Here is a 24299-nt window from a genome sequence, read left to right on the forward strand (position 1 = left end):
CGCGCGACGCGTTGTGCGTTTAGCGCACCAGCTCCCGCATCGCGTTCTCCAGACCCTCGATCGTGATCGGATACATGCGCTCGGAGAACAGGCGGCGGATGATGGTGGTCGATTCAGAATAGTCCCAGTGCTTCTGCGCCACCGGATTGAGCCACACCGTGTGCGGATAGGTGCGTGTGATGCGGTCGAGCCAGACCGAGCCGGCCTCTTCGTTGACGTGCTCGACCGAGCCGCCCGGCACCATGATCTCGTAAGGCGACATCGAGGCATCGCCGACGAACACCACCTTGTAGTCGTGCGGGTACTTGTGCAGCACGTCCCAGGTCGGGGTGCGATCGGTGAAGCGCCGCTTGTTCTGCTTCCAGACGCCTTCGTAGAGGCAGTTGTGGAAGTAGAAATATTCCATGTGCTTGAATTCGCTCTTGGCGGCCGAGAACAGTTCCTCGACCTGCTCGATATGCGAATCCATCGAGCCGCCGATATCGAAGAACACCAGCACCTTGACCGCGTTGCGCCGCTCGGGGCGCATGTGCACGTCGAGATAGCCGTGGTTGGCGGTCTCCTTGATCGTGGTGTCGAGGTCGAGTTCGTCCGGCGCGCCGGTGCGCGCGAACTTGCGCAGCCGCCGCAGCGCCACCTTGATGTTGCGGATGCCGAGCTCGACATTGCCGTCGAGATCCTTGAACTCGCGCTTGTCCCACACCTTCACGGCGCGGTTGTTGCGGTTCTTCTCCTGCCCGATCCGCACGCCTTCGGGATTATAGCCATGGGCGCCGAACGGCGAGGTGCCGGCGGTGCCGATCCACTTGCTGCCGCCCTGGTGGCGGCCCTTCTGTTCTTCGAGCCGCTTCTTCAAGGTCTCCATGAGCTTGTCCCAGCCCATCGCCTCGATCTGCTTCTTCTCTTCCTCGGTGAGGTACTTCTCCGCGAGCTTCTTCAGCCACTCCTCGGGGATCTCCGCCTTGCCCATGGCATCGAGCAGGCTCTCGAGCCCCTTGAACACGGTGCCGAACACGCGGTCGAACTTGTCGAGATTGCGCTCGTCCTTCACCAGGGCGGCGCGCGACAAATAATAGAAATTCTCGACCGTCTGTTCGGCGAGATCGGCGTCGAGCGCTTCCATCAAGGTCAGATATTCCCGTAGTGTCACGGGGACCTGGGCGTCGCGCAGTGATGTGAAGAACTGCAAGAACATGGTTACTTAAATCGCCCGCCCTGCCGGTGCCGTCAAGGGCCCCTGCCCCGGCCGTTCCGGCGGATCAGCCATTCACTTTCACTTAACCACCCTGGCCGGCTTCGGCCAAGGACCCGAAACGCGACGCTAGGATGCGGCGTTGATCACTGGAGGTAGTACGACGCCAGTGGACCCGACCGACCTGCCCCGCGCTTCCCCCAGGACGCCGAACCCGTTCGCGCCGGCGGTGATCGTCGCTGCCGTGGCGGTGGTGATGACGGCGTGCGTGCTGGGGCTGGTGGTCTGGAAGGCGGTCGACGCCCGGTCGATGGCGCTGGCGCAGGGCGAGCGCGATATCCGCAACCTCGCGCATTCGCTCGCCGAGCACGCCTCGCGGTCGATCCAGGCGGCCGACGTCGCGATGAGCGGCATGGTCGACCTGCTGAAGTATCAGCGGCCGCGGCAGGACCGCTTCAATCTCTATCTGCGCAACACCGTCGAGACGCTGCCGCAGATCCGCGAGATCGGCGTTCTCAACGCCGACGGCGACTGGATCTATTCCTCGCTCGACCAAAACCCGCATTACAACAACGGTGACCGCGCCTACTTCACCGGCCATCGCGACTCCACCGATCCGACGCTGCACATCAGCGATCCGCTGCGCTCGCGATTGACCGGACGCACGACCATCATCCTGTCGCGGCGCATCAGCAATCAGGATGGCAGCTTCGGCGGCGTCCTCGTCGCGGCGATCGACGCGGCGTATTTCGACAATTTCTACCAGGCGTTCCAGTTCGGCCCGCATGCCGGGATCTCGCTGCTGCGCACCGACGGCACGGTGCTGGCGCATTGGCCCGACGGCAAATGGAACAAGGACCCGTCGATCGCCTTCAAGGCGAAGATTTGGGACGCACCCAGCGGCTACACCAAGACGGTCTCGCCGTTCGACGGCTACACCAAATATCTCGGCTATGAACGCGCCTCGCTCTATCCCATCGTGGTGACGGTCGCACGGCCGGAGAGCGAGATGCTTGCGGCCTGGCACGAGGCGCTGCGCTACGACGCCATCGTCGGCATCATCATGATGGGCCTGGTGACGATGCTTGCGCTGATGCTCTCGGTCCAGTTTCGCCGCCGCGCCAGGATCGAGGCCGCGCTGCGCGAGCGCGAGGCCAGCTACCGCCTGCTCGCGGACAACGTCGCCGACGTGGTGATCAGGCTCGATCGCACCGGCAAGCTGCTGTTCGTCTCGCAATCGGTCGAAGCCATCCTCGGCCGCAAGGCCGCCGACCTGATCGGCCAGTCCTGCTTCGCCTTCGTGCATCCCGACAGCCTTGCCGATGTCACCAGGGCGACCTCCGAACTGACCGACTGGACCACCACCCGCACCGTCGAGTTCAAGACCCTGCGCGCCGACGGCTCGCATATCTGGGTCGAGATCAATCTCAAGCTTGCCGGCGCCGCCGACGACCATCACGGCATCGAGGTGGTCGGCGTGATGCGCGACGTGACCGAGCGCCGCAAGATGGAGGACGAGCTCGGCGAGCTGAACGCCCGCCTGTCCGAACTCGCCACGACCGACGGCCTGACCGGGCTCGCCAATCGCCGCAGCTTCGACAACGCGCTGCCGCGCGAGTTTCGTGACCGCGAGCTGATCTCGCTTATCATGCTCGATATCGATCACTTCAAGGGCTTCAACGACACCCAGGGTCACCAGGCCGGCGACGCGTGCCTGCGGCAGGTGGCGCGCGTGATCGCGGACGCCACCACCAGCACCACGGCGCTGGCGGCGCGCTACGGCGGCGAGGAGTTCGCGATCATCCTGCCCGGGGTCGATGAGCAGGATGCGCTGACGGTCGCCGAAGCGATCCGCCTCGCTGTGCGGTCGCTGGCGATCGCCAATCCGGCCGCGCGCCGCGGCGTGGTCTCGATCAGTCTCGGGATCGCCAGCCGATCGGCCGCGACCGCGAGCGAGAACGAATTGCTCGGCCAGGCCGACCTCGCGCTCTACGAGGCGAAGGGCTCGGGGCGCGACCGAACGGTGCTGGCCTCGTCGCTTTCGGGTGATGGCCATTCCGCGGGGCGGAAACAGTACGCCTGACATACTATGCGCCAGCCGCTTATGCGCCCGGTGCCGTCCAGGGTACCGCTGCGCTGCGGAATCCGCCCTAGACCGTGCGGCTTTTTCAATTACAATTGCGCCTGACAAGACATTGGGCAGGACGTTTGAATGGGCATCATTGCGGCACTGGTGATCGGTGCGATTGCCGGCTGGCTCGCCGGGCTGATCGTGCGCGGAGCGGGCTTCGGGCTGATCGGCAACATCGTTGTCGGCATCATCGGCGCGCTGGTGGCGAGCTGGCTGTTGCCGCGGCTCGGCGTCAGCCTCGGCAGCAGCGCGATCCGCGACATCGTCAACGCGACGATCGGCGCCGTCGTGGTGCTGGTGATCCTGTCGCTGATCAGGCGGGTCTGATCGAACAATTCGCATTTCCGGCGGCCGCTGCGAGAGCGGTCGCTTCATGTTGAGGTCCAAGCGGCCGACGAACGAAGCAAGGCAAACAGATAGATGAAATTCACCGGTACCAAGGACTACGTCGCCACCGATGACCTCAAGGTCGCCGTCAATGCCGCCATCGTGCTCGAGCGCCCGCTGCTGGTGAAGGGCGAGCCGGGCACCGGCAAGACCGTGCTGGCCGAGGAAGTCGCCAAGGCGATCGACGCGCCGCTTCTGACCTGGCACATCAAGTCGACCACCAAGGCGCAACAGGGCCTCTACGAATACGACGCGGTGTCGCGGCTGCGCGACAGCCAGCTCGGCGATGCCCGCGTCTCGGACATCAAGAACTACATCAAACGCGGCAAGCTGTGGGAAGCCTTCACCCACGAGAAGCGCCCGGTGCTCTTGATCGACGAGATCGACAAGGCCGACATCGAATTCCCCAACGACCTCCTGCTCGAACTCGACCGCATGGAGTTCCACGTCTACGAGACCGGCGAGACCATCAAGGCGAAGCTGCGCCCGATCGTGATGATCACGTCGAACAACGAGAAGGAGCTGCCGGACGCTTTCCTGCGCCGCTGCTTCTTCCACTACATCAAGTTCCCCGACGCCGACACGATGGGCCGGATCGTCGACGTGCACTTCCCCGGCATCAAGAAGCGGCTGGTGGAAGAGGCGCTGCGGATCTTCTTCGAGGTGCGCGAGGTGCCGGGCCTGAAGAAGAAGCCCTCGACCTCCGAGCTGCTCGACTGGCTCAAGCTGCTGATGAACGAAGACATCACGCCGGAGATGCTCAGGGAGCGCGATCCGCGCAAGCTGATCCCGCCGCTGCATGGCGCGCTGCTCAAGAACGAGCAGGACGTGCATCTGTTCGAGCGGCTGGCCTTCCTCAGCCGCCGCGAAGTCTAGTTACGAGATCGGCAAACGCCGGAGCAATGGCTCCGGCGTTTTGCCTCTCTGCCTCAGCCAACGATTCCTCAAGCAACAAGAAGACCAGGGAAGATGAACGTCCAGACCCAGATCCGGGCCGCCGAGCCCGTCACCACAGAGCATTTCGACGTCCTGATCGCGGGCGCCGGCATCTCCGGCGTCGGCGCCGCCTACCACCTCGCCACGCAATCCCCCGGCACCAGCTTCGTGGTGCTGGAGACGCAGAAGACCTTCGGCGGCACCTGGTCGACCCATCGCTATCCCGGCATCCGCTCCGACAGCGACCTGCATACCTTCGGCTATCGCTTCAAGCCGTGGACCAGCGCGCCGATCGCAAGTGCCGAAGAGATCCTGAAATACATGGGCGAGGTGATCGAGGAGAACGACCTCGCCCGCCACATCCGCTATCGCCACACCATCACCGCGGCGAACTGGTCGAACGAGACCAATCTGTGGACCATCGATGCCACCCGCATCGACACCGGCGAGCGGCTGCGCTTCACCACCAACTTCTTCTGGATGTGCCAGGGCTATTATCGCCACGACGCGGGCTACACGCCCGAGTGGACCGACATGGCCAAGTTCAAGGGCACGATCGTGCATCCGCAGACCTGGCCCGACGATCTCGATTACAAGGGCAAGCGCGTCGTCGTGATCGGCTCCGGCGCCACGGCTGCGACCCTGATCCCGGCGATGGCCGCGGACGCCGGCCATGTCACCATGCTACAGCGCTCGCCGACCTATTTCCGCACCGGCCGCAACGCGATCGAGATCGCCGAGGAGCTGCGCCGATTGCAGGTCGACGAGCACTGGATCCACGAGATCGTCAGGCGCAAGATCCTGTTCGAGCAGGACGCTTTCACCAAGCGGACCTTCGCCGACCCGGAGGGCGCCAAGAAGGACCTGCTGGCAGCGGTCGAGGCCGTTCTCGGCAAGGACTACGACATGGCCACGCACTTCACGCCGCGCTACCGGCCGTGGCGGCAGCGCATCGCCTTCGTTCCGGATGCCGACCTGTTCCAGGCCATCAAGAGCGGCAAGGCATCCGTCGTCACCGACGAGATCGAGCGCTTCACCGAGAAGGGCATCCTGCTCAAGTCCGGCAAGGAGCTCGAGGCCGACATCATCATCACCGCGACCGGCTTCCACCTCTCCGCCAATGGCGGCATCGATTTCGCGATCGACGGCAAGCCGCTCGACTTCAAGGACACCGTGACCTATCGCGGCATGATGTTCACCGGCGTGCCGAACCTGGTCTGGGTGTTCGGCTATTTCCGCGCCAGCTGGACCCTGCGCGTCGACCTGGTCGCTGACTTCGTCTGCCGCATGCTCAAGCACATGAAGGCAACCGGCGCGAACAAGGTGACGCCGGCGCTGCGCCCCGAAGACCACAACATGCCGCTGCTGTCCTGGATCGATCCGGAGAACTTCAACCCCGGCTACATGATGCGCGGCATGCACCTACTGCCGAAGCGTGGCGACAAGCCGGAGTGGCAGCACAACCAGGACTACTGGGCCGAGAAGGACGAATTCCCGGCGATCGACCTCAAGGACAAGGCGTTCGTCTACGGCTGAGCTGCTTCTTTGCCGTCAGCGAACGGCCACACCACCGCCGTCGTCCCGGCGAAGGCCGGGACCCATACTCCGCGGCGGATGTTGTCGACGGGACTCGTCATTCCACTAACGCTCAACAATCAGCATCGGTGGTTATGGGTCCCGGCCTTCGCCGGGACGACATTGAACGATTATCGTCGTGCGTATCGATCCCCTCATGCGTACTCCGGCAGTTTCGCCGCGGCCTCCGGCGTCTTGCCGCGGATCATGTCGGAGGCCTTGTCGGCGATCATCAATGTCGAGGCGTTGAGGTTGGCGGAGATCATGCGCGGCATGATCGAGGCGTCGATCACGCGCAGGCCCTCCATGCCATGGACCCGGAGCTGGTCGTCGACCACGGCCCACGGTGCGTCGGCCGGTCCCATCCGGCAGGTGCAGCCGGGGTGGAAGGTGGTGGTGCCGCGCTGGGTCGCGGCCGCCAGCAGCTCGTCGTCGCTCGTGACCTTCGGACCCGGAAAATCCTCATAGGCGTAATACGGCTTGAGCGGCTCGGAGGCGAGCAGCCGGCGCGCCAGCTTCATGCCGGCGACGACGACGCGACGGTCGATCTCCTCGGCGAGATAGTTGGTCTGGATGATCGGCGGTGCGAACGGATCGGCCGAGCGGATCCGGACAAAGCCGCGGCTCTCCGGCCGCTGCTGCCATGACGCCACCGTCATGCCGGGCTCGTCCTCGAGCTGGCCCTGCACGCCTTCCTTGTAGCTTGCCGGCGTGAAGGTGAGCTGCAAATCGGAACTCTCGGTGGTCTCGCCGGAATGCCAGAAGCAGTACACCATGGTCGGCGACAGCGACAGCAGGCCGCGCCGCGTCGTCGCCCATTTGATCGCCTCGCCCCACAGGCTGAGGCCGCGGCGCATCTCGTTGATGGTCCGGATGTTCTTGACCCGCGCCACCGAGCGCGGCGCGTAGTGGTCCTGCAAGCCTTCACCGACACCCGGCAGCGCGTGGCGGACCTCGATGCCGTGCGCCTGCAACAGCTCGGGCGAGCCGACGCCGGAGAGCTGCAACAGCTGCGGCGAGTTGTAGGCGCCGCCGGACAGGATGACCTCCTTGGTGGCGCGGATCTCGAGCGGATCGCCGTGCTTGCCGCCGCGATTATAGCGCACGCCGACCGCGCGCTTGCCATCGAAGACGATGCCGGTGACATGGGCATGCGTGCGCACGTCGACATTGGGACGGCGGCGCGCCGGATGCAGGAACGCGGTCGCGGCACTGACCCGGCGGCCGTTCAGGATGGTGCGCTGGCAGTACGACACGCCTTCCTGGATCTGGCCGTTGTAATCAGGATTGCGCGGAATGCCGAGCGAGACCGCGCCGGCCATGAAGGCCTCGCAGAGCGGATCCTGCCAGTCCATCGTGGTGACGGTGAGATTGCCGTCGCGGCCGCGATAGGTGTCGTCGCCCTCGCCGATCCGTCTCTCCATGCGCCGGAAATACGGCAGCACGTCCGGATAGCCCCAGCCGCGATTGCCGAGTTGCGCCCAGGTGTCGAAATCCTGGCGCTGGCCGCGGTTGTAGATGTGGCCGTTGATCGAGGACGAGCCGCCGAGCGTCTTGCCGCGCGGCGCGTAGATGCTGCGGCCGCCGGTGTAGGGGCCCACCTCCTGCTGGTAGGCCCAGTTCACGCTCTTCATGTGGAAGGTCTTGATGAAGCCGGCGGGCAAATGGATGTAGGGATGCCAGTCGCTCGGCCCCGCCTCCAGCACGCATACCCTTGTGCCCGCGTCTTCACTCAACCGGTTGGTCAGCACGCTCCCGGCGGAGCCTGCGCCGATGATCACATAATCGAACGTTTCCATCGTCTCGTTTCTGGCGATGACGTCGAGGTCAACGCACCTTTTCGTGGAGTTGATAGTTCAGATGAGCCTTCACCGTCGGCCACTCGCTGGCGATGATGCTGTAAACCACGGTGTCGCGCAACGTGCCGTTGGGCGCGATCTGATGGCTGCGCAGGATGCCGTCCTGCTTCGCACCCAGGCGCTCGATGCCGCGACGGCTCTGGTGATTGAAGAAATGCGTGCGGAACTCGACCGCGATGCAATCGAGCTTCTCGAACGCATGGGTGAGCAGCAGCAGTTTGCACTGCGTGTTGACCGCGCTGCGCTGCACACGCCTCGCGTACCAGGTCGAGCCGATCTCGACGCGGCGGTTCGCCGTATCGACGTTCATGTAGGTCGTCATGCCCGAGATCCGGTCTTCGACGTCGAACACCGTGAAGGGCAGCATCGATCCGGCCGCCTGCAAGCCGAGCCTGCGGTCGATCTCCTTGGCCATGTTCTCCGATTGAGGAATCGCGGTGTACCAGAGGTTCGGGAGACTGCCGTCCTTCACTGCCTCGACCAGCCCGTCGCGATGGTCATGCGACAGCGGTTCGAGCCGCGCATAGGGGCCGCGAAGGGTGATCGGTTCAAGCCAGGGCATTTTGTATCCTTTCCGTCATTGCGAAGAGCGAAGCGACGAAGCAATCCATTCTCTCCGCGTCCGTGGTGACATGGATTGCTTCGCGGAGCCTGTCATCCGGTGGCGCTTCGCGCCGACCGGGTGGCTCGCAATGACGTTCCTTACGTCACTTGTTCAGAAAATTCAGCGGCAATCCGGGCCGCGGCCAGTCCATCGCGATCAATTCGCCCTTGCCCGACAGCGTGATGTAGGCGGTCTTCAGGTCGGGGCCGCCGAAAGCGATGTTGGTGGTGACGCGGTCGCCGGTCGGTACCTGCTCGACCAATGTGCCGTCGGGCGCGATCACCGAGATGCAACCCGAGACCAGCGTGGCGACGCAGACGTTGCCATTGGCTTCGACCGCGAGCGAGTCGAACATCTGGTAGCCGCCGAGGCCCGCGATCGGCTTGCCGCGTTCGCCGCGATAGATCACGTCGCGCGGCTTGACGGTGCCAGGTTCGGACAGCTCATACGCCCACAGCCGCGCGGTCGGCGTCTCGGCGATGTAGACGGTCTTCTCGTCCGGCGATAGGCCGATGCCGTTGGCCGGCAAGATGCCGTGCACGGCCTCGACGATCTCGTTCATGCCGGGCTTCAGATAGTAGAACGCGCCGACATCCATGTCGCGGGCGCGGCGCTTGCCGAGATCGGAGAACCACAGGCCGCCCTGCCTGTCGAACACCAGGTCGTTCGGCCCGCGCAGCTCGTGCTCGCCGCATTTCGCCACCACGGTCTCGAGCTTGCCGGATTGCAGATCGACGCGCTGGATCGAGCCGCCGAGATAATCCTCCGGCTGCGGCCCCGGCATGATCATGTTGCGGGTCGGTATCCAGGAGAAGCCGCCATTGTTGCAGATGTACATCTTGCCGTCGGGGCCGAGTGCCGCGCCATTCGGGCCGCCCGGCACCTTGGCGACGATCTCCTTGCGCCCGTCGGGATACACCCGCGTCAGCCGCTGGCCGCGGATTTCGACCAGCACGACCGACCCGTCGGGCATCACGACCGGACCTTCGGGAAATTCGAGATCGGTGGCGAGAACTCGGATATTGGCCATGGCATCCTCCCGGCTCTTTGGCTGCCGGCGGTCCAACGGTCCCGCACGCGCAACGTTGTTGTTTCATCCCGTTATGGCAAACGGGGTTTGGCTTGCCAAGCAAGACGGGCTGCAACGCTGCCCGGCGTTGGGGTGGGAATGGCTCGACACATTCCCCGGTGTCGTCCTGGCGAAAGCCAGGACGACACCGAATGTGTTGCGCGGCCACCGAGTCACGAATTTGCATTCTCGCGACGCGATCTGTCCGAGTTGGATCAAACACGAAGCGAAATTTTGCTCGTCGGGGTGATTTGTCGCAGCCCTCTCGACGCCGTCATTCCGGGGCGCGCGAAGCGCGAGCCCGGAATCCATCGGGCCGCATCACGCGTGGAAGAATGGATTCCGGGCTCTCGCCAAGAGGCGAGCCCCGGAATGACGGAGAGAGAATGAGTCCCCTAGCTCAGCGTGCCCGCATGCACCCACCAGCCGGGATGCTGCGCACGGAGCCTTTCGCCGGCGGCCTGAGCGTCGGCGTCGGTGGCGTAGATCGCAAAGCAGGTCGCGCCGGAGCCCGACATGCGGACCAGGCGAACGTTGCCGGTCGTGCGCAACGCGGACAGCACGTCGCTGATCACGGGCTCGATGCGCGCGGCAGGGACTTCGAGATCGTTGGTGCCGCGCCTGAGCGCCGCGATCCAGTCGTCGACCACGCGGCCGGCGGCCGGCCAGGATGGTGCCTGCATCACCACATCGGTGGCGCCGATCAGGAGTTCGCCGTGGCGCAGGCCGAGCGCATTGAAGACATCCTTGGTCGCAACCGGCACGCGCGGGTTGACCAGCACGGCCGGCATTTCCGGCAGGTCGAGCGGCAACAGGCCCTCGCCCACGCCGGTCATGTCGCAGGCGCGCGAGGCGACGCAGACCGGCACGTCGGCGCCGGTCTGAAGCGCGACCTCCATGATCCTGGAATCGTCGAGCGACAGTTCGTTGAGCCGCGCCAGCAGCCGCAGCGCGGCCGCAGCATCCGCCGAGCCGCCGCCAATGCCGGCCGCAACCGGCAGCACTTTCTCCAGCGTGAAGTGGCCGACCTCGAGGTCCGCGACGCGCTCGCCGAGCAGGCGGGCGGCCTTGAGCACCAGATTATCGGAGGTATCGCCGCAGGCGTCGGCCAGCGGTCCCGCCATCGAGAGCGACAGTTCGGGACCCGGCTCGAGTGTGAGACGATCGGCGCAATCGGCAAACGCGACGACGCTCTCCAGGTCGTGAAACCCATCGACGCGCCGCCCGACAACCCTGAGCGTCAGGTTGACCTTGGCACGCCCTGCTTCAATCAGCGCCGGCACGGCGATAAACCCCTCAAAACAAACATTGCGATGCGATTAGCGTAAATCGCCGCACGATCCTATCCCTTTGTTTGGATGGAAATTCCGGGATTTGGGGGCGATTGACGCGCAGCAATCGTCATGGCCGGGCTTGCCCCGGCCATCGACGGCTTCCTGGCTGGTGGGCCAAAGACGTGGATGCCCGGGACAAGCCCGGGCATGACGTCAACTGACAATGCGACGCTGGCGACTTGCCTAGCCGCCCTTGTTACCTAGCCGCCCTTGCCGTCGTCATCCTTCTTCTTGTCGGCAGCGGCGGCGTTCGAGGTGTCGTCCGGCAGGCCGTTGTCGATCTTGGCCTGGATCTTGGGCAGCTCTTCCGGCTCGGGCTTCAGGTCGCGGGCATGCGCCCACTGGAACTTGGCTTCCAGCTTGCGGCCGACGCGCCAATAGGCGTCGCCGAGATGGTCGTTGATGGTCGGATCTTCCGGCTTCAGATCGATCGCGCGCTCCAGGTTCTTCACCGCCTCGTCGTAATTGCCGATGCGGTAGTAGGCCCAGCCGAGCGAGTCGACGATGTAGCCGTCGTCAGGGCGCTGATCGACGGCACGCTTGATCATCTTCATGCCTTCGTCGAGGTTGATGCCCTGGTCGATCCAGGAATAGCCGAGATAGTTCAGCACATGCGGCTGCTCGGGCTGCAACTCGAGCGCCTTGCGCATGTCGGCCTCGGCCTTGTTCCACTGCTTGGAGCGCTCCTCGCAGATGCCGCGGTAATAGTAGGTGACCCAGGCGTTCTTGTCGCCGCCGCCGGCCGGCAGCGCGTCGATCGCCTGCGAATAGGTGGTGGCGCAGTCGGCGAACTTCTTGCGGCCGCGCTCGATATTGCCGAGCGCCAGGATCGCCTCGATGTCCTTCGGCTGATCCGCGGTGACCTCCTTGAGGATCTTGATCGCCTCGTCGCTGCGGTCGGCGGCGTCGAGATTGGTCGCGAGCTGGATCTGGGCATTGCGCTTCAGCGGCGAGGACGCCGGCATCCGCTCGTAGACCTTGATCGCCATCTGCGGCTTCTTCACCGACTCATAGAGATCGGCGAGCGAGAGCAGCGCCAGCGGATGGTTCGGTTGCAGATAGAGCGCGAGTTGCAGATAGACCAGCGCGAGGTCCTCGCCGCCGCGGCGGGTCAGCGTGGCGCCGATGCCGTAGAGCGCCTCGGCGGCGCCGGCCTGCGGGCTGTCGACCAGCGGCGGCAGCTTCTTGCCGGCCTTGGTCTCCTTGATGCCGTCGAGCACCAGCGGATGGCGCGGCAGCTTCTTGTCGAACGCCTCGTAGATTGCGGTGGCGGCGGCGGCGTCCTTGTTGCGCGAGGTCCAGCGCGCATATTCGTCGACCGTGCGCAGCATCGAATCGTCGAGCTTGTAGACGCGCTCGAAGCGCGTGCCGGCATCCTTCTCCTTGCCGGCGAACTCGTAGATCATGCCGGCATGCAGGTCCTTGAAGATCGGATACCATTCCGGACCGGTCAGCTTGTCGATCGAGGCGACCGCGGCCTTGCTGTCACCGGCGCCGGCGGCGGCCCAGGCCGACAGCAGCGTGGCGACCAGATCGGTGATCGGACCGCGCACCGACTGGTTGATGTTGGCCTGCGCGGCGGCGTATTTCTTCAGCTTGAGGTCGCGCACGCCGACCACGAGGCGGGCGACGCGGTTGGCCTTGTCCTGGGTCAGGATGCGATCGGCGAGCTTGACCGCCTCCTCGATGTCGCCATCGGCGAGCGAGGAGATGAAGGCGCGATCGAGCAATTCGGAGTTCTTCGGGTCGGTGCGCAGCGCCGAGCGGTAGAATGCCGCAGCCGAAGACGCATCGCGCTCGACGCTGGCATGCCGGGCTGCCAGATAGCTGCCGGCGGTGGTCAGCGACTTCAGGTCGTTCTTGGTCGGGAATTGCGCGGTATTGTCGGTCGGATGGTCCGGCGTTTGCGCCGCAAGCTGCGCAGGCACGGCAAGCGCCGCAGCAGCGAGAAGGGCAATCGTCAGGCGGTTGAAACGGGTGGACAGCATCACGGTCGCCTTGCTCCAGGATTTACGCCAGGTGGATTTTACGGCCAAGATCTTGCGATCAGTCTCAAAATGCGAACCCAAGCGGCGGCATCACGACGAGCGACAATGCCGCTTTTGCTGTGCAACCGCAAGGACAGCCCAAAGGTAACCCGTGACGAATCAATCGGCAGATTAGGCCTTTACGCCCACCGATCCAGCCAGCCCCACCGCAAAACGCTCCCACTATGGCGGTATCGTGACCGGGCCGGGCACATTCGCGTGCGGACGCAAAAAGCGCCTGGTCCCGGCACTGCCACCCCAGTTCCGCCGCTCCCGTGACGGCGACGGATGCGATCCGGCCCGCCTGCGCGCCGCAGGCGCGCGGCGGGACCTGACACTTGGCTTACATCGCCTCGTAGTTCGGGCCGCCGCCGCCCTCCGGAGGAACCCAGGTGATGTTGCCGTTGGGGTCCTTCACGTCGCAGGTTTTGCAGTGGACGCAGTTCTGGGCGTTGATCTGGTAACGCGGGGTGGCGCCCTCCTCGACCCATTCGTAGACACCGGCCGGGCAATAGCGGTTGGAGGGACCGGCGAACACGTCGTGCTCCGACGTCTTCTGCAAGTTCATGTCGGCGACCTTGAGGTGGACCGGCTGGTCCTCCTCATGGTTGGTGTTGGACAGGAACACCGACGACAGCTTGTCGAACGAGATCTTGCCGTCCGGCTTCGGATAGGCGATCGGCTGGTGCTGCTTGGCCGTATCCAGTGTCTTGCGGTCCGGCTTGGCGTGCGACTGGGTGCCGAACAGCGAGAAGCCGAGCGTGTTGCACCACATGTCGAAGCCGGACAGCGCCATGCCGAACATGGTGCCGAATTTCGACAGCAGCGGCTTGGCGTTGCGGACCTTGAACAGGTCCTTGCCGATCGCCGACGAGCGCCAGGCGTCCTCGTAGGACACCAGTTCGTCATTGGCACGTCCCGCGCCGAGCGCGGCGGCGACGTGCTCGGCGGCGAGCATGCCCGAGCCCATCGCGTTGTGGACGCCCTTGATGCGCGGCACGTTGACGAAGCCCGCGGCGCAGCCGATCAGGGCACCGCCCGGGAACGACAGCCGCGGCACCGACTGATAGCCGCCCTCGGTGATGGCGCGCGCGCCATAGGCGAGGCGCTTGCCGCCCTCGAACAGCTCGCGGACATCGGGGTGGGTTTTGAAGCGCTGGAATTCGTCGAATGGCGACAGATAGGGATCGTCGTAATTGAGATGGACGACGAAGCCGACCGCGACGCGGTTGTCGTCGTAGTGATAGAGGAACGAGCCGCCGCCGGTGTTGTCCTTCAGCGGCCAGCCGAGGGTGTGCTGCACCCGCCCCTTCCGGTGCTTCTCCGGATCGATCTGCCAGACTTCCTTGAGGCCGATGCCGAACTTCGGCGGCTCGCTCTTGGCGTCGAGCTGATACTTCGCGATCAGCTGCTTCGACAGCGAGCCGCGCGCGCCTTCGGCGAACAGCGTGTACTTGCCGAGCAGCTCCATGCCGCGGGTGTAGGAATCCTTGTGGCTGCCGTCCCTGGCGATGCCCATGTCGCCGGTCGCGATGCCGCGCACCGCGCCGTTGTCGTCATAGAGCACCTCGGCCGCGGCGAAGCCCGGATAGATCTCGACGCCGAGCGCCTCCGCCTTCGGCGCCAGCCAGCGGCAGACATTGCCGAGCGAACCGATGTAGCAGTGATGATTGTGCATCAACGGCGGCATGATGAAGTTCGGGATCCGGAACCAGCCCTGCGACGTCGTCAAATAGAAGCGGTCGCTCTTGACCTGGGTCTTCAGCGGGCAGTCGGCATCCTCGCGCCAGTCGGGCACCAGCTTGTCGAGGCCGGCGGGATCGATCACTGCACCCGACAGGATGTGCGCGCCGACCTCGGAGCCCTTCTCCACCACGACGATCGAGAGCTCCGGATTGAGCTGCTTCAGCCGGATCGCGGCCGACAGGCCCGACGGGCCGGCGCCGACGATGACGACGTCGAATTCCATAGACTCGCGCGGAGGAAGGTCTTCAGCACTCATGATCTCTGTCTCAGCCCATTGAGAACGCTTCTAAGCTTTTCAAATGTCGTTGTTTCCGATTTTTGGCGGAAGGACAACCATGGAATTGCGCTTCGATCGGTTTGCACGGTCCGGATACCGCAGGGGAATAATCTTTTCCGAAATCGAGCCTCCACTTTTCCCCTTGATGCTTTAGATTGCAGGCATCATGGCCCTGACGCCCGAGCCCACCCCTACACTTCAGCAATTGCTGGCCTTTTACCTCGAGGCCGGGGTCGATTGCGCGCTTGGCGAGGAGCCGATCAACCGGCTCGACGAGGCCGAGCCAGTTCCCGCCCCTGCGGCACCGCGTCCACCAATTGCGCTCAATCCGCTGCGGCCTCCGCCGATGCCGGCTGTTCCGCGCAGCGAAATCACCGTTGCGCCGGATGCCGCGATCGCCTCCGCGCGCGAGGCCGCGCGGACTGCACCGACGCTCGATGCGCTGCGCGCGCTGATGGAGACGTTCGACGGCTGCGCGCTGAAGCATACCGCAACGAAACTGGTGTTCGCCGACGGCAATCCGCAGGCCAAGGTGATGTTCGTCGGCGAGGCGCCGGGCCGCGACGAGGACATCGAGGGCCTGCCGTTCGTCGGCCGCTCCGGCAAGCTGCTCGACCGCATGATCGCGGCGATCGGGCTCGATCGCAGCAAAGCCTATATCGCCAACGTCATCCCGTGGCGGCCGCCGGGCAACCGCACGCCGACGCCGCAGGAGACGCAGGTGTGCCTGCCCTTCATCCAGCGCCATGTCGAGCTGGTGAATCCGGATGTGCTGGTGACGCTCGGCAATCCATCGACGCAGGCGCTGCTCGGCACCCGCGAGGGCATCATGCGCACCCGCGGCAAATGGATCGACTACGACACGGGAACGCGCACGATCCGTGCCGTCGCCACCTTCCATCCGGCCTATCTGCTGCGCTCGCCGTCGTACAAAAGGTTGTCGTGGCAGGATCTGCGCGCGATCGCGAAAGTGCTGCAGCAGACGACAGCTTCGTAGGGTGGGTTAGCCGAAGGCGTAACCCACCATTCTCTCCAGTGAGCAAAGTCGGTGGGTTACGCTTCGCTAGCCCACCCTACACATCATTGCCCCTTCGGCCGCACGATGGCCCAGCCGATCCGCAGCACCGGCTGCCTTCCATTGACCAGCCGGTCGAACGAGCGCGGCACTTCGGGCACCAAGCCGGGGAAACGCTGCGCGATGTCGGGCGGCGGCGTGCCGGCGGTGTCCTGCGCGCGCCAGACCACGACGCCGCCGGTCTCGTTGAACTTCGCGACCGACAGCCACGGCGTCCGCTGCGGAGTGGCGTCGAGCAGAAGATGCGGACGACGGCTGTTCATCGCGATCAGGCTGGCGAGTTCGGGATCGCCGGCGACCGCGCGCAGGCGCTGGTTGGTGCGGCGCTCATAGCTGTCGTCGAAGAAGCGGCCCATCGCGGCCGCCGGCAGCGAGGTCGGCACCTCGGTGGTGCTGGTCCAGGGCAGGAACAGCGCCGCCGCCAGCGCCAATGCGGCGGGCGCCGCGACCGCGAACGCCCACACCGAACGCAACAGCCGCTGCCGCCGGAGATGGATCAGATCGCCGGTCGCGACCACGACGGCGAGGCCCGACATCAACAGCGCCACGCCGGCGCCGCCGAACGGTCGATCGAGATTGAACAGGCCCGACACGAAGCTGCTGACGAGCGCCGGCGCGAAGGCGAAGAAATAGACGAATTGCTGCGCCAGCGGACTGACCGGTGGACGATAGATGATCGGCGAATCGTCGGCGTCGCGGGCGAACCAGCGCGAGTTGAGGATCACCAGCAGCACGATCGCCGCCGTCGCCACGATCAACCCGCCGAGCACGACGCCCCAGCGCAGCGCGCGAGCCTTGAGATCGACAACTGCGGGCAACGCCGGCAGCACCAGCGCATCGGCGCGGACCAGCCAGATCAGATAGGGCAGCGCCAGCACGATGATGACCAGCACCGCATAGAGCGGATCGACCGCGCGCAACGTGCGTCGCCCACGCTCGGTCGCAAGCGCGAAGCCGACCACGAGCAGAATCATGCCGATCGCCGCCGGCGTCGTCAGCAGCAGCAGGCCGCAATCGATCGACCAGGCGAACCACGAACTGCGCCGGTTCTGCCCGATCAATTGCCAGGAGTGCAGCAGCAACAATGCCCACAGCGGGCGCGCCAGGATCAGCGGGCCGAACTCGACGCTTGGCGAGGAGAACACCACGACTGTCATCGACAGCAGCACCGCGAGCACGCCCTGCGGGCCGCCGACGATGGCGCGCGCCAGCTGGTAGAAGGCGATGAAGGTTGCGATCTCGCAGACCTGCGCCAGCAGATAGACGCCGAACACGTGATTGCCGGCGGCGCGGAAGGCGATGTCGGCAAGCCAGAACGCCAGCGGCGGGCCCATGTCGGTGCCGACCTGGTATTCGCGGCCGAAGGCAAGGACGGTGGCGAGATTGCCGGGCGGGCTGCCGTAGAAGATCAGCGGCAGCAACAGCCAGATCGCGGCCTGCGCCAGCACCACGATCCAGACCACGAGGCGCGGCCGGGCGCGGATCAGTTCGACAACCAGGGAGGTAAACCGCATGAAACGCCTGAAATGCCCCAGCGAGCCGCATCCAGCGGCGCAACTGATCCCGAGGGTTTTGATAACGGCAGGCGACGACGGAGGCAACCTGGGGCCGGATGAGTCTACGGTGCAAAATCAAATGCAGCTGTCATGCCCCGCGAAGGCGGGGCATCCCGTACGCTGCGGCCTCTCGATCGAAAACGACTGTCTCTGGAATGCTGGATCGCCCGGTCGAGCCGGGCGATGACACCGAGCGGGCGGGGCGTGATCGCGCTTTAGGCCGCTTCGGACGCCGCCGCGGCTTTGCTCTCGGCGTCGACCGTGAACAGGTCGGGCTCGACGGGAAGCGGAAAATGCTTCAGCCGCGCGGCGACGACGGGGGCGAACAGGCTGCGGTGATGGCTGCTCGGGCCGAGCCGGTCGAGCGCCTCGAGGTGCTCGGGGACCGCATAACCCTTGTGCTGCTCGAAGCCGTAGCCGGGGCAATCCAGCGCAAGCTGACACATCAGGCGGTCGCGCGTCACCTTGGCGATGATCGAGGCGGCCGCGATCGAGGCCACGATGCCGTCGCCACCGATCACGGCGTCGCAGTCGCAGGGCGTGGCGAGCTTGTCGCGGCCGTCGACGAAGACGTGCCGCGGCATCTCCGGCAGCGCATGCACCGCGCGCGCCAGCGCCCAGAGCGAGGCGCGCAGGATGTTGTCGCGGTCGATTCGCGCCGGCGAGGCCACCGCGACGGAGTACGCAGCGGTGGCGCAGATCTCCTCGAACAATTCCTCGCGGCGCTCGGCGGTCAGCCGCTTGGAATCGTCGAGGCCCTTGGGGACGCGATTGGGATCCAGCACCACGGCGGCGGCCACCACGGGGCCGGCCAGCGGACCGCGCCCGGCCTCGTCGCAGCCGGCGACCGGCCAGACGCCGCGCTTGATCAGCGCACGCTCGCGCCGAAAGCTCGGCCGCACCACGATGCGCTTCGCCGGCTTGGCTGGCGCGGCCGGTTTGGCCGGTTTGGTTGGCGGCTTTTTGGCTTTGTCCCGAATCATGCCGGGATGGTGCTCAACCAAGCTCCGCGGCGCAACCGGGAACCGGGCGCCCTTCCCCGCTATTCAATCCGGCCCGCGCCAAAGCGAGATGAGGTCGAAACGTCATCTCACTTCAGCCTCTTGTTTGCGCATGATCTTTTCGGAAAACCGCTTCGCACTTTTCCGGATCATGCTTAGTCGGGGATCGACACCCGCCCGTTCTCGATAACCGCGAAGCCCGGCGCTCGCACCACTTCCCAAGCGTGACCGTCGGGATCGCCGAAATATCCGCAATAGCCGCCATAGCTGGTGGGCTGCGCGGGCTTCAGCAGCTTGGCGCCTTTCGACAGCGCGAACGCCATCACACGATCGACCTCGGTGTCGTCGTTGCAGTTCCAGGCGATCGCAACGCCGCGGAACGCCGATGGCCGCGGCTGATCCGGCAGCCCGGCATCGGCGGCCAGCAGATGCCACGGGAACAGCCCGAGCACGGTGCCGCCGGTCTCGAAGAACGCGACCTCCTCGCCGGTCGCGCGCATCTTCCTGATGAAGCCGAGCGACTCGTAGAAAGCGATGCTGGCGCGCATGTCGCTGACGCCGAGCGTGAGGACGGTGAAGCGCGCGGTCGGGGCGTTACTCATGTTTACCTTTCCCGTCATTGTGAGCGAAAGCGAAGCAATCCATCGTACCTCATATGGCGAAGCGTGGATTGCTTCGTCGCGGCGCCTGTCATCGGGCCGCGCTCCGCGCGGACCCGTTGGCTCCTCGCAATGACGCCCGTGGCATCAGAACAAACTCAGTTGCTGGCCATTGCGCTTCGGCTTGGCGAAGTGATCCGTGGTCAGCTTGGTGCGCCGCTTGTTGAGGCCGAGCTTTTCGCAGGCGATCTCGAAGCGGCGGCCGATCATCCAGGCCATCGGGCCGGTGCCCTTCATCCGCGTGCCCCATTGCGAATCGTAGTCGCGGCCGCCCCGCATGTCGCGGATCAGCGTGAAGACGTGACGGTAGCGATCGGGATAGTTCGCCATCAGCCATTCGCGGAACAGGTCACGGACCTCGAGTGGCAGCCGCAGCAGCACGTAGCTCGCCTCCTTCGCGCCGGCGTGGGCAGCCGCATCGAGGATGCGTTCGATCTCGGAATCGTTCAGCGCCGGGATCACGGGCGCGACCATCACCGTGGTCGGGATGCCGGCCTCGGTGAGCCGCTTGATAGCCTCGAGCCGTTTCGGCGGGGTCGAAGCGCGCGGCTCCATGGTGCGGGCGAGCTTCGGGTCGAGCGACGTTACCGACAGCGCGACCTTGGCGAGGTTGCGCTTGGCCATCCGCGCCAGGATGTCGATGTCACGGGTCACCAGCGCCGATTTGGTGACGATGCCAACCGGATGGCCGGCGCGCTCCAGTACCTCGAGGATGCCACGCATGATCTTCCGCTCGCGCTCGATCGGCTGGTAGGGATCGGTGTTGGTGCCGATCGCGATCATCCGCGCTTCGTAATCCGGCGCCGCCAGCTCCTTCTCGAGCAGCGCCGGCGCATCCGGCTTGGCGAACAGTTTCGACTCGAAGTCGAGCCCCGGCGACAGGCCGAGATAGGCGTGGGTCGGCCGCGCGAAGCAATAGACACAACCATGCTCGCAGCCGCGATAGGGATTGATCGATCGGTCGAAGCCGATATCGGGCGAGTCGTTGCGGGTGATCACCTTGCGCGAAGTGTCGATCGCCACGCTGGTCTGAAACGGCGGCAGGTCGTCGAGGCTCTGCCAGCCGTCGTCGAAGGCCGTCCGCGCCTCGGCCTCATAGCGGCCGCTGGCGTTGGACTGCGCGCCGCGGCCGCGCCGCCGCTCGCGCTCGATCGCGACCGCAAGTTCGGGAAACGGGGAAGGTGCACCCGCCGGGTTATCGGAGGGCGCCGTTACCGGCGGGTGCTTGAGGGCATGAGAGGATGCTCGGCTCATGCTTTGAAGCTAACACAGCCAAAGAACAAATCAAGAACACGAGCGCAGAAATTCCACAGAACAGTGCTGCAAAATTCTACAGCCGAACAGGCTGCTTTGAATATGACAAGGTGATAACACGACCGGAGTTCTCCAATCGTTTGAGCCACCGAAGCCTCAAATCATGCTGAGCGTGATCATTCCGACCGACGGGGTCGAGCGCACCGCGGTCGCAACCCTGGCGGCGCTGGTGCCGGGCGCAGCCGCGGGAATCATCCGCGAAGTCTTGCTGGTCGACCGCACCAACACCGACATCATGGAGCGCGTCGCCGACGTCGCCGGCTGCCGCTTCGTGCGCTTCGAGGGCACCCGCGCCGCAGCCCTCGCTGCCGGTGCCAAGCAGGCGCGCTCGCCCTGGCTGATGTTCCTGCATCCGGGCGCCGTGCTCGATGCCGGCTGGATCGAGGAGACCACCCAGTTCATCCAGATGGTGGCGGCGAGCGGCAAGGATCGCGCCGGCATCTTCCGCTATGCCCGCGCGCCCTACTCCGACCCCGGCCTGCGCGACGGCCTCAAATTCGTCGCCCGGATGCTCGCGGGGCCCTCGGCCGAACAGGGGCTGCTGATCGCGCGCGACCATTACGAGCGGATCGGCGGCTATCGCCCGGATGCCCGTCGCTCCGAGGCCCGCCTGCTGCGCCGGCTCGGCCGCTCCTCGCGCACCATGCTGCGCAGCCGGATCATGGTCGCGTAAATGCGCTTGCATATTACTTGATTCCGTCAAATAATATGTTTGATGAAATCAAATTCCTATGACACAGCCCTCGAGAGCCAGGTCGCCGCGGTGCGCGGCTTCAGCCGGTTCTACACCCGCAAGCTCGGCATCATCGAGCCGAAGCTGCTGCATTCCGCGTTCACCTTGCAGGAAGCGCGGATCATCTATGAGCTCGCGCATCGTGCCGACTGCACTGCGACCGACCTGGTGCGCGATCTCGACCTCGATGCCGGCTTCGTCAGCCGGACGCTGGCGGCGTTGCAACGCCGGCAGATCGTGACCCGCAAGCCGTCGAAGGCGGACAAGCGGGTCAACGAGGTGGCGCTGACCGCCAAGGGCCGCGCGGCGGCCGCCGACCTCGACAGCCGTTCGCGCAGCGAGGTCGCAGCCTTGTTGAAGCAGATCGACGGCGACCGGCGCGCAGCCGTGGTGCGCGCCATGGGCACGATCGAGCGGTCGCTGGAGCCAGTGGCCGAAAAACCGGTCGGCTTCCTGCTGCGCAGCCACCGCGTCGGCGACATGGGCTGGGTGGTCTCGCGACAGGGACAGGCCTATGCGGAGGAATATGGCTGGGACATCAGCTACGAGGCGCTGGTGGCCGAGATCTGCGCGCAATTCCTGCGATCGTTCGATCTGGCTCGCGAGCATTGCTGGATCGCGGAGATCGACGGCGAGCCGGTCGGCTCGGTCTTCCTGGTCAATGGCGGCGAGGGTGTCGCGAAGCTGCGGTTGCTGCTGGTCGAGGACAAGGCGCGCGGCCTCGGCGTCGGCCGCGCCCTGGTCGAGCAATGCATCCGCTCCGCGCGCGAGAAGGGCTACAAGAAGATGACGCTGTGGACCCAGAGCATCCTGCTCGCCGCACGCGGCATCTACGCCCGCGCCGGCTTCCAGCGCGTCAAGGAAGAGAAGCACCACAGCTTCGGCGTCGACCTGGTCGGCGAGACCTGGGAGCTGGAGTTGTAAGCGCCCCCTCCCTCGTCATTCCGGGGCGCGCGAAGCGCGAGCCCGGAATCCATTTCGCCGCAAATTATGCGGGGCGATAGATTCCGGGCTCATCGCTGCGCGATGCCCCGGAATGACGGGATAATGCTTACGCGCTTGCCCCCTGCGCCTTCGGGCGGCGCAGGTGCTCGTCGAGCCGCGGCATGATCTCGACGAAGTTGCAGGGCCGCGTGCGGTAGTCGAGCTGCGCGGCCAGGATTCCGTCCCAGCCGTCGCGGCAGGCGCCGGGCGAACCGGGCAGGCAGAAGATGAAGGTCGCGCCCGCGACGCCGGCGGTGGCCCGGCTCTGGATCGTCGACGCCCCGATCTTGGCGTGGCTCAGCATGTGGAAGGCGATCGAAAAGCCGTCCATTCGCTTCTCGAACAGCGGCTCGACCGCCTCCGGCGTCACGTCGCGGCCGGTGAAGCCGGTGCCGCCCGTCGTGATGACCGCATCGACGCCCGCGTCGGCGATCCAGCGCCGGATCACGGCGCGGATCGCCTCGACGTCGTCGGTGACGATCTCGCGCGCCGCGAGCTTGTGGCCGGCTGCGGTCAGGCGGTCGGCCAACGTGGTGCCCGACTTGTCATCCGCCAGCGAGCGGGTGTCGGAAATCGTCAGCACCGCGATGTTGAGCGGGATGAATGATTTGGATTCGTCGATCGAAGACATCGTGCACCTCACACACGGACGTCATCCCGAGGTGCGCGCGCAGTGCGCCTCGAAGGATGGGCCACGGGCTCCGTCATCCTTCGAGGCTCGCCAAGCGGGCGAGCACCTCAGGATGACGCCACCGAGCAGCACGCCACTATAGATGTCGCGCTGCCGAAAAGCTGCCGGGCTACCCGCCGGCAAACGTGTTGCAGGCCTGCACGGTGCCCTGCTGGTAGCCGGTCATGAACCATTGCTTGCGCTGCGCGGCGGAGCCGTGGGTGAAGGAATCCGGCACCACCCGGCCGGTGGCCTGGCGTTGCAGCGTGTCGTCGCCGATCGCATTCGCCGTGGTCAGCGCGGCGTCGATGTCGCCGGCCTCGAGGAAGCCGGGCCGCTTCTTCTCCTCGCGGTTGACCCAGACGCCGGAGAGGCAATCGGCCTGCAACTCGACCTTGACCTGCAACGCGTTGGCCTCGGCCTTGCTGCCGGCCTGCTGCTGCAACCGGTTCACACGCGGGATGATGCCGAGCAGGTTCTGGATATGATGGCCGGCTTCATGCGCGATGATATAGGCCGCGGTGAATTTGCAGGCGTTGCCCGAGCAGCCGCGGAAGCGCGTCTCGACCTCGCGGAAGAAACCGGTGTCGAGGAAGATGGTCTTGTCCGGCGGACAATAAAACGGTCCCATCGCCGACTGCGCCATGCCGCAGCGGCCGCCATTGGTGGCGTTGCGGAACAGCACGATCTTCGGGCCGGTGTAGCTCTGGCCCGAGGCCTGGAAGATCTCGCTCCAGCGATCGTCGATCTCGCCGAGGATGCCGGCGATCATGCTGCCCATCTCGTCGGTCGGCGCGCCGCGCTTGGCCTGGCCGCCCGATGACTGCCGATCGGTCTGATAGGTCGGCGCCTGGCCACCGCCGGTGAGAATCTCGGCGCCGCCGATCAGGATGCGCGGATCGATGCCGAACGCATAGCCGAGCAGGCCGAGCACGATCACGGTGCCGATGCCGAGCCCGCCACCGCCGCCCATCGGAATGCCGAAGCCGCCGCCACCACCGCCCCCTCCGCTGTCGTCGCGACGGTCTTCGATATCGTCGCTGCGGCGGAAATCATCATAGCGCATGGCGGTTTCCCTTTATTCCAGTCGGCGCCCCAATGCGGGACACACCAACTTAAAATTTCCGTTCTGTTAATCAATATCCTGCCCGGCAAAAATTGCCTAGCCCG

The 24299-nt window shown here is 65.5% G+C and carries 20 protein-coding genes; 7 read left to right on the forward strand and 13 right to left on the reverse strand.

Features of this window, described 5'->3' with window-relative positions; translation table 11 throughout:
* Positions 1-19: 19 nt before the first annotated feature.
* Positions 20-1195 carry a vWA domain-containing protein gene (locus B2W55_RS32505; RefSeq protein ID WP_024580495.1) on the reverse strand — a complete coding sequence of 392 codons (1176 nt, stop codon included), beginning with the start codon at positions 1193-1195 and terminating at the stop codon, positions 20-22.
* A 166-nt stretch (positions 1196-1361) separates the two neighbouring features.
* On the opposite strand from B2W55_RS32505, the gene B2W55_RS32510 reads away from it, so the two are divergent.
* The 4 genes from B2W55_RS32510 (at position 1362) to B2W55_RS32525 (ending at position 6182) form a co-directional block, all read left to right on the forward strand.
* Complete coding sequence (locus B2W55_RS32510) at positions 1362-3275, forward strand: diguanylate cyclase (RefSeq protein ID WP_024580494.1); 1914 nt, start codon at positions 1362-1364, stop codon at positions 3273-3275.
* A gap of 129 nt (positions 3276-3404) precedes the next feature.
* Positions 3405-3650 (forward strand): GlsB/YeaQ/YmgE family stress response membrane protein, encoded by a 246-nt coding sequence (locus B2W55_RS32515; RefSeq protein WP_024580493.1) that lies wholly within the window; start codon positions 3405-3407, stop codon positions 3648-3650.
* 93 nt (positions 3651-3743) lie between these two features.
* On the forward strand, positions 3744-4586 hold the full coding sequence (locus tag B2W55_RS32520) for an AAA family ATPase (RefSeq protein ID WP_024580492.1): 843 nt from the start codon (positions 3744-3746) through the stop codon (positions 4584-4586).
* 93 nt (positions 4587-4679) lie between these two features.
* The gene (locus B2W55_RS32525) at positions 4680-6182 is read left to right on the forward strand and encodes a flavin-containing monooxygenase (protein ID WP_024580491.1); all 1503 of its coding nucleotides are present in this window, start codon (positions 4680-4682) and stop codon (positions 6180-6182) included.
* A 194-nt stretch (positions 6183-6376) separates the two neighbouring features.
* Here the strand turns inward: B2W55_RS32525 and B2W55_RS32530 are convergent, their stop codons facing one another.
* From B2W55_RS32530 to B2W55_RS32555, 6 genes are all read right to left on the reverse strand, one after another.
* A complete protein-coding gene (locus B2W55_RS32530; RefSeq protein WP_024580490.1) occupies positions 6377-8020 on the reverse strand; it encodes a GMC family oxidoreductase in 1644 nt (547 codons plus the stop codon).
* A gap of 28 nt (positions 8021-8048) precedes the next feature.
* Positions 8049-8642, reverse strand: coding sequence for a GNAT family N-acetyltransferase (locus B2W55_RS32535; RefSeq protein ID WP_024580489.1), 594 nt, complete (start codon positions 8640-8642; stop codon positions 8049-8051).
* Between the two features lie 145 nt (positions 8643-8787).
* Positions 8788-9714 carry an SMP-30/gluconolactonase/LRE family protein gene (locus B2W55_RS32540; protein WP_024580488.1) on the reverse strand — a complete coding sequence of 309 codons (927 nt, stop codon included), beginning with the start codon at positions 9712-9714 and terminating at the stop codon, positions 8788-8790.
* 434 nt (positions 9715-10148) lie between these two features.
* A complete protein-coding gene (locus B2W55_RS32545; RefSeq protein ID WP_024580487.1) occupies positions 10149-11036 on the reverse strand; it encodes a 4-(cytidine 5'-diphospho)-2-C-methyl-D-erythritol kinase in 888 nt (295 codons plus the stop codon).
* Between the two features lie 251 nt (positions 11037-11287).
* Positions 11288-13075, reverse strand: a complete 1788-nt coding sequence (locus B2W55_RS32550) for a tetratricopeptide repeat protein (protein ID WP_024580486.1) — start codon at positions 13073-13075, stop codon at positions 11288-11290.
* Positions 13076-13457: 382 nt separating this feature from the next.
* Positions 13458-15116 (reverse strand): electron transfer flavoprotein-ubiquinone oxidoreductase, encoded by a 1659-nt coding sequence (locus tag B2W55_RS32555; protein ID WP_024580485.1) that lies wholly within the window; start codon positions 15114-15116, stop codon positions 13458-13460.
* 193 nt (positions 15117-15309) lie between these two features.
* Between B2W55_RS32555 and B2W55_RS32560 the strand changes: the two genes are divergently transcribed.
* Complete coding sequence (locus tag B2W55_RS32560; protein ID WP_024580484.1) at positions 15310-16134, forward strand: uracil-DNA glycosylase; 825 nt, start codon at positions 15310-15312, stop codon at positions 16132-16134.
* 83 nt (positions 16135-16217) lie between these two features.
* Here the strand turns inward: B2W55_RS32560 and B2W55_RS32565 are convergent, their stop codons facing one another.
* From B2W55_RS32565 to B2W55_RS32580, 4 genes are all read right to left on the reverse strand, one after another.
* The gene (locus B2W55_RS32565; RefSeq protein WP_024580483.1) at positions 16218-17726 is read right to left on the reverse strand and encodes a glycosyltransferase family 39 protein; all 1509 of its coding nucleotides are present in this window, start codon (positions 17724-17726) and stop codon (positions 16218-16220) included.
* A gap of 257 nt (positions 17727-17983) precedes the next feature.
* Positions 17984-18751: a ribonuclease HII gene (locus B2W55_RS32570; RefSeq protein ID WP_024580482.1), complete on the reverse strand. Its 768-nt coding sequence runs from the start codon at positions 18749-18751 to the stop codon at positions 17984-17986.
* A gap of 173 nt (positions 18752-18924) precedes the next feature.
* Entirely contained in the window at positions 18925-19371 is a 447-nt protein-coding gene (locus tag B2W55_RS32575) for a VOC family protein (protein WP_024580481.1), read from the reverse strand.
* A 144-nt stretch (positions 19372-19515) separates the two neighbouring features.
* On the reverse strand, positions 19516-20682 hold the full coding sequence (locus B2W55_RS32580; RefSeq protein ID WP_024580480.1) for a PA0069 family radical SAM protein: 1167 nt from the start codon (positions 20680-20682) through the stop codon (positions 19516-19518).
* A 163-nt stretch (positions 20683-20845) separates the two neighbouring features.
* On the opposite strand from B2W55_RS32580, the gene B2W55_RS32585 reads away from it, so the two are divergent.
* Complete coding sequence (locus tag B2W55_RS32585; RefSeq protein WP_024580479.1) at positions 20846-21415, forward strand: glycosyltransferase; 570 nt, start codon at positions 20846-20848, stop codon at positions 21413-21415.
* Positions 21416-21457: 42 nt separating this feature from the next.
* A complete protein-coding gene (locus B2W55_RS32590) occupies positions 21458-22399 on the forward strand; it encodes a bifunctional helix-turn-helix transcriptional regulator/GNAT family N-acetyltransferase (RefSeq protein ID WP_024580478.1) in 942 nt (313 codons plus the stop codon).
* A gap of 127 nt (positions 22400-22526) precedes the next feature.
* Here B2W55_RS32590 and moaB read toward each other — a convergent pair whose 3' ends face one another.
* Both moaB and B2W55_RS32600 read right to left on the reverse strand, forming a co-directional pair.
* Positions 22527-23090: a molybdenum cofactor biosynthesis protein B gene (moaB, locus tag B2W55_RS32595; protein ID WP_024580477.1), complete on the reverse strand. Its 564-nt coding sequence runs from the start codon at positions 23088-23090 to the stop codon at positions 22527-22529.
* A gap of 169 nt (positions 23091-23259) precedes the next feature.
* On the reverse strand, positions 23260-24195 hold the full coding sequence (locus B2W55_RS32600) for a KPN_02809 family neutral zinc metallopeptidase (RefSeq protein ID WP_024580476.1): 936 nt from the start codon (positions 24193-24195) through the stop codon (positions 23260-23262).
* Positions 24196-24299 lie beyond the last annotated feature (104 nt).

It is taken from the genome of Bradyrhizobium sp. UBA2491, assembly GCF_002341725.1.
GTDB lineage: Bacteria > Pseudomonadota > Alphaproteobacteria > Rhizobiales > Xanthobacteraceae > Bradyrhizobium.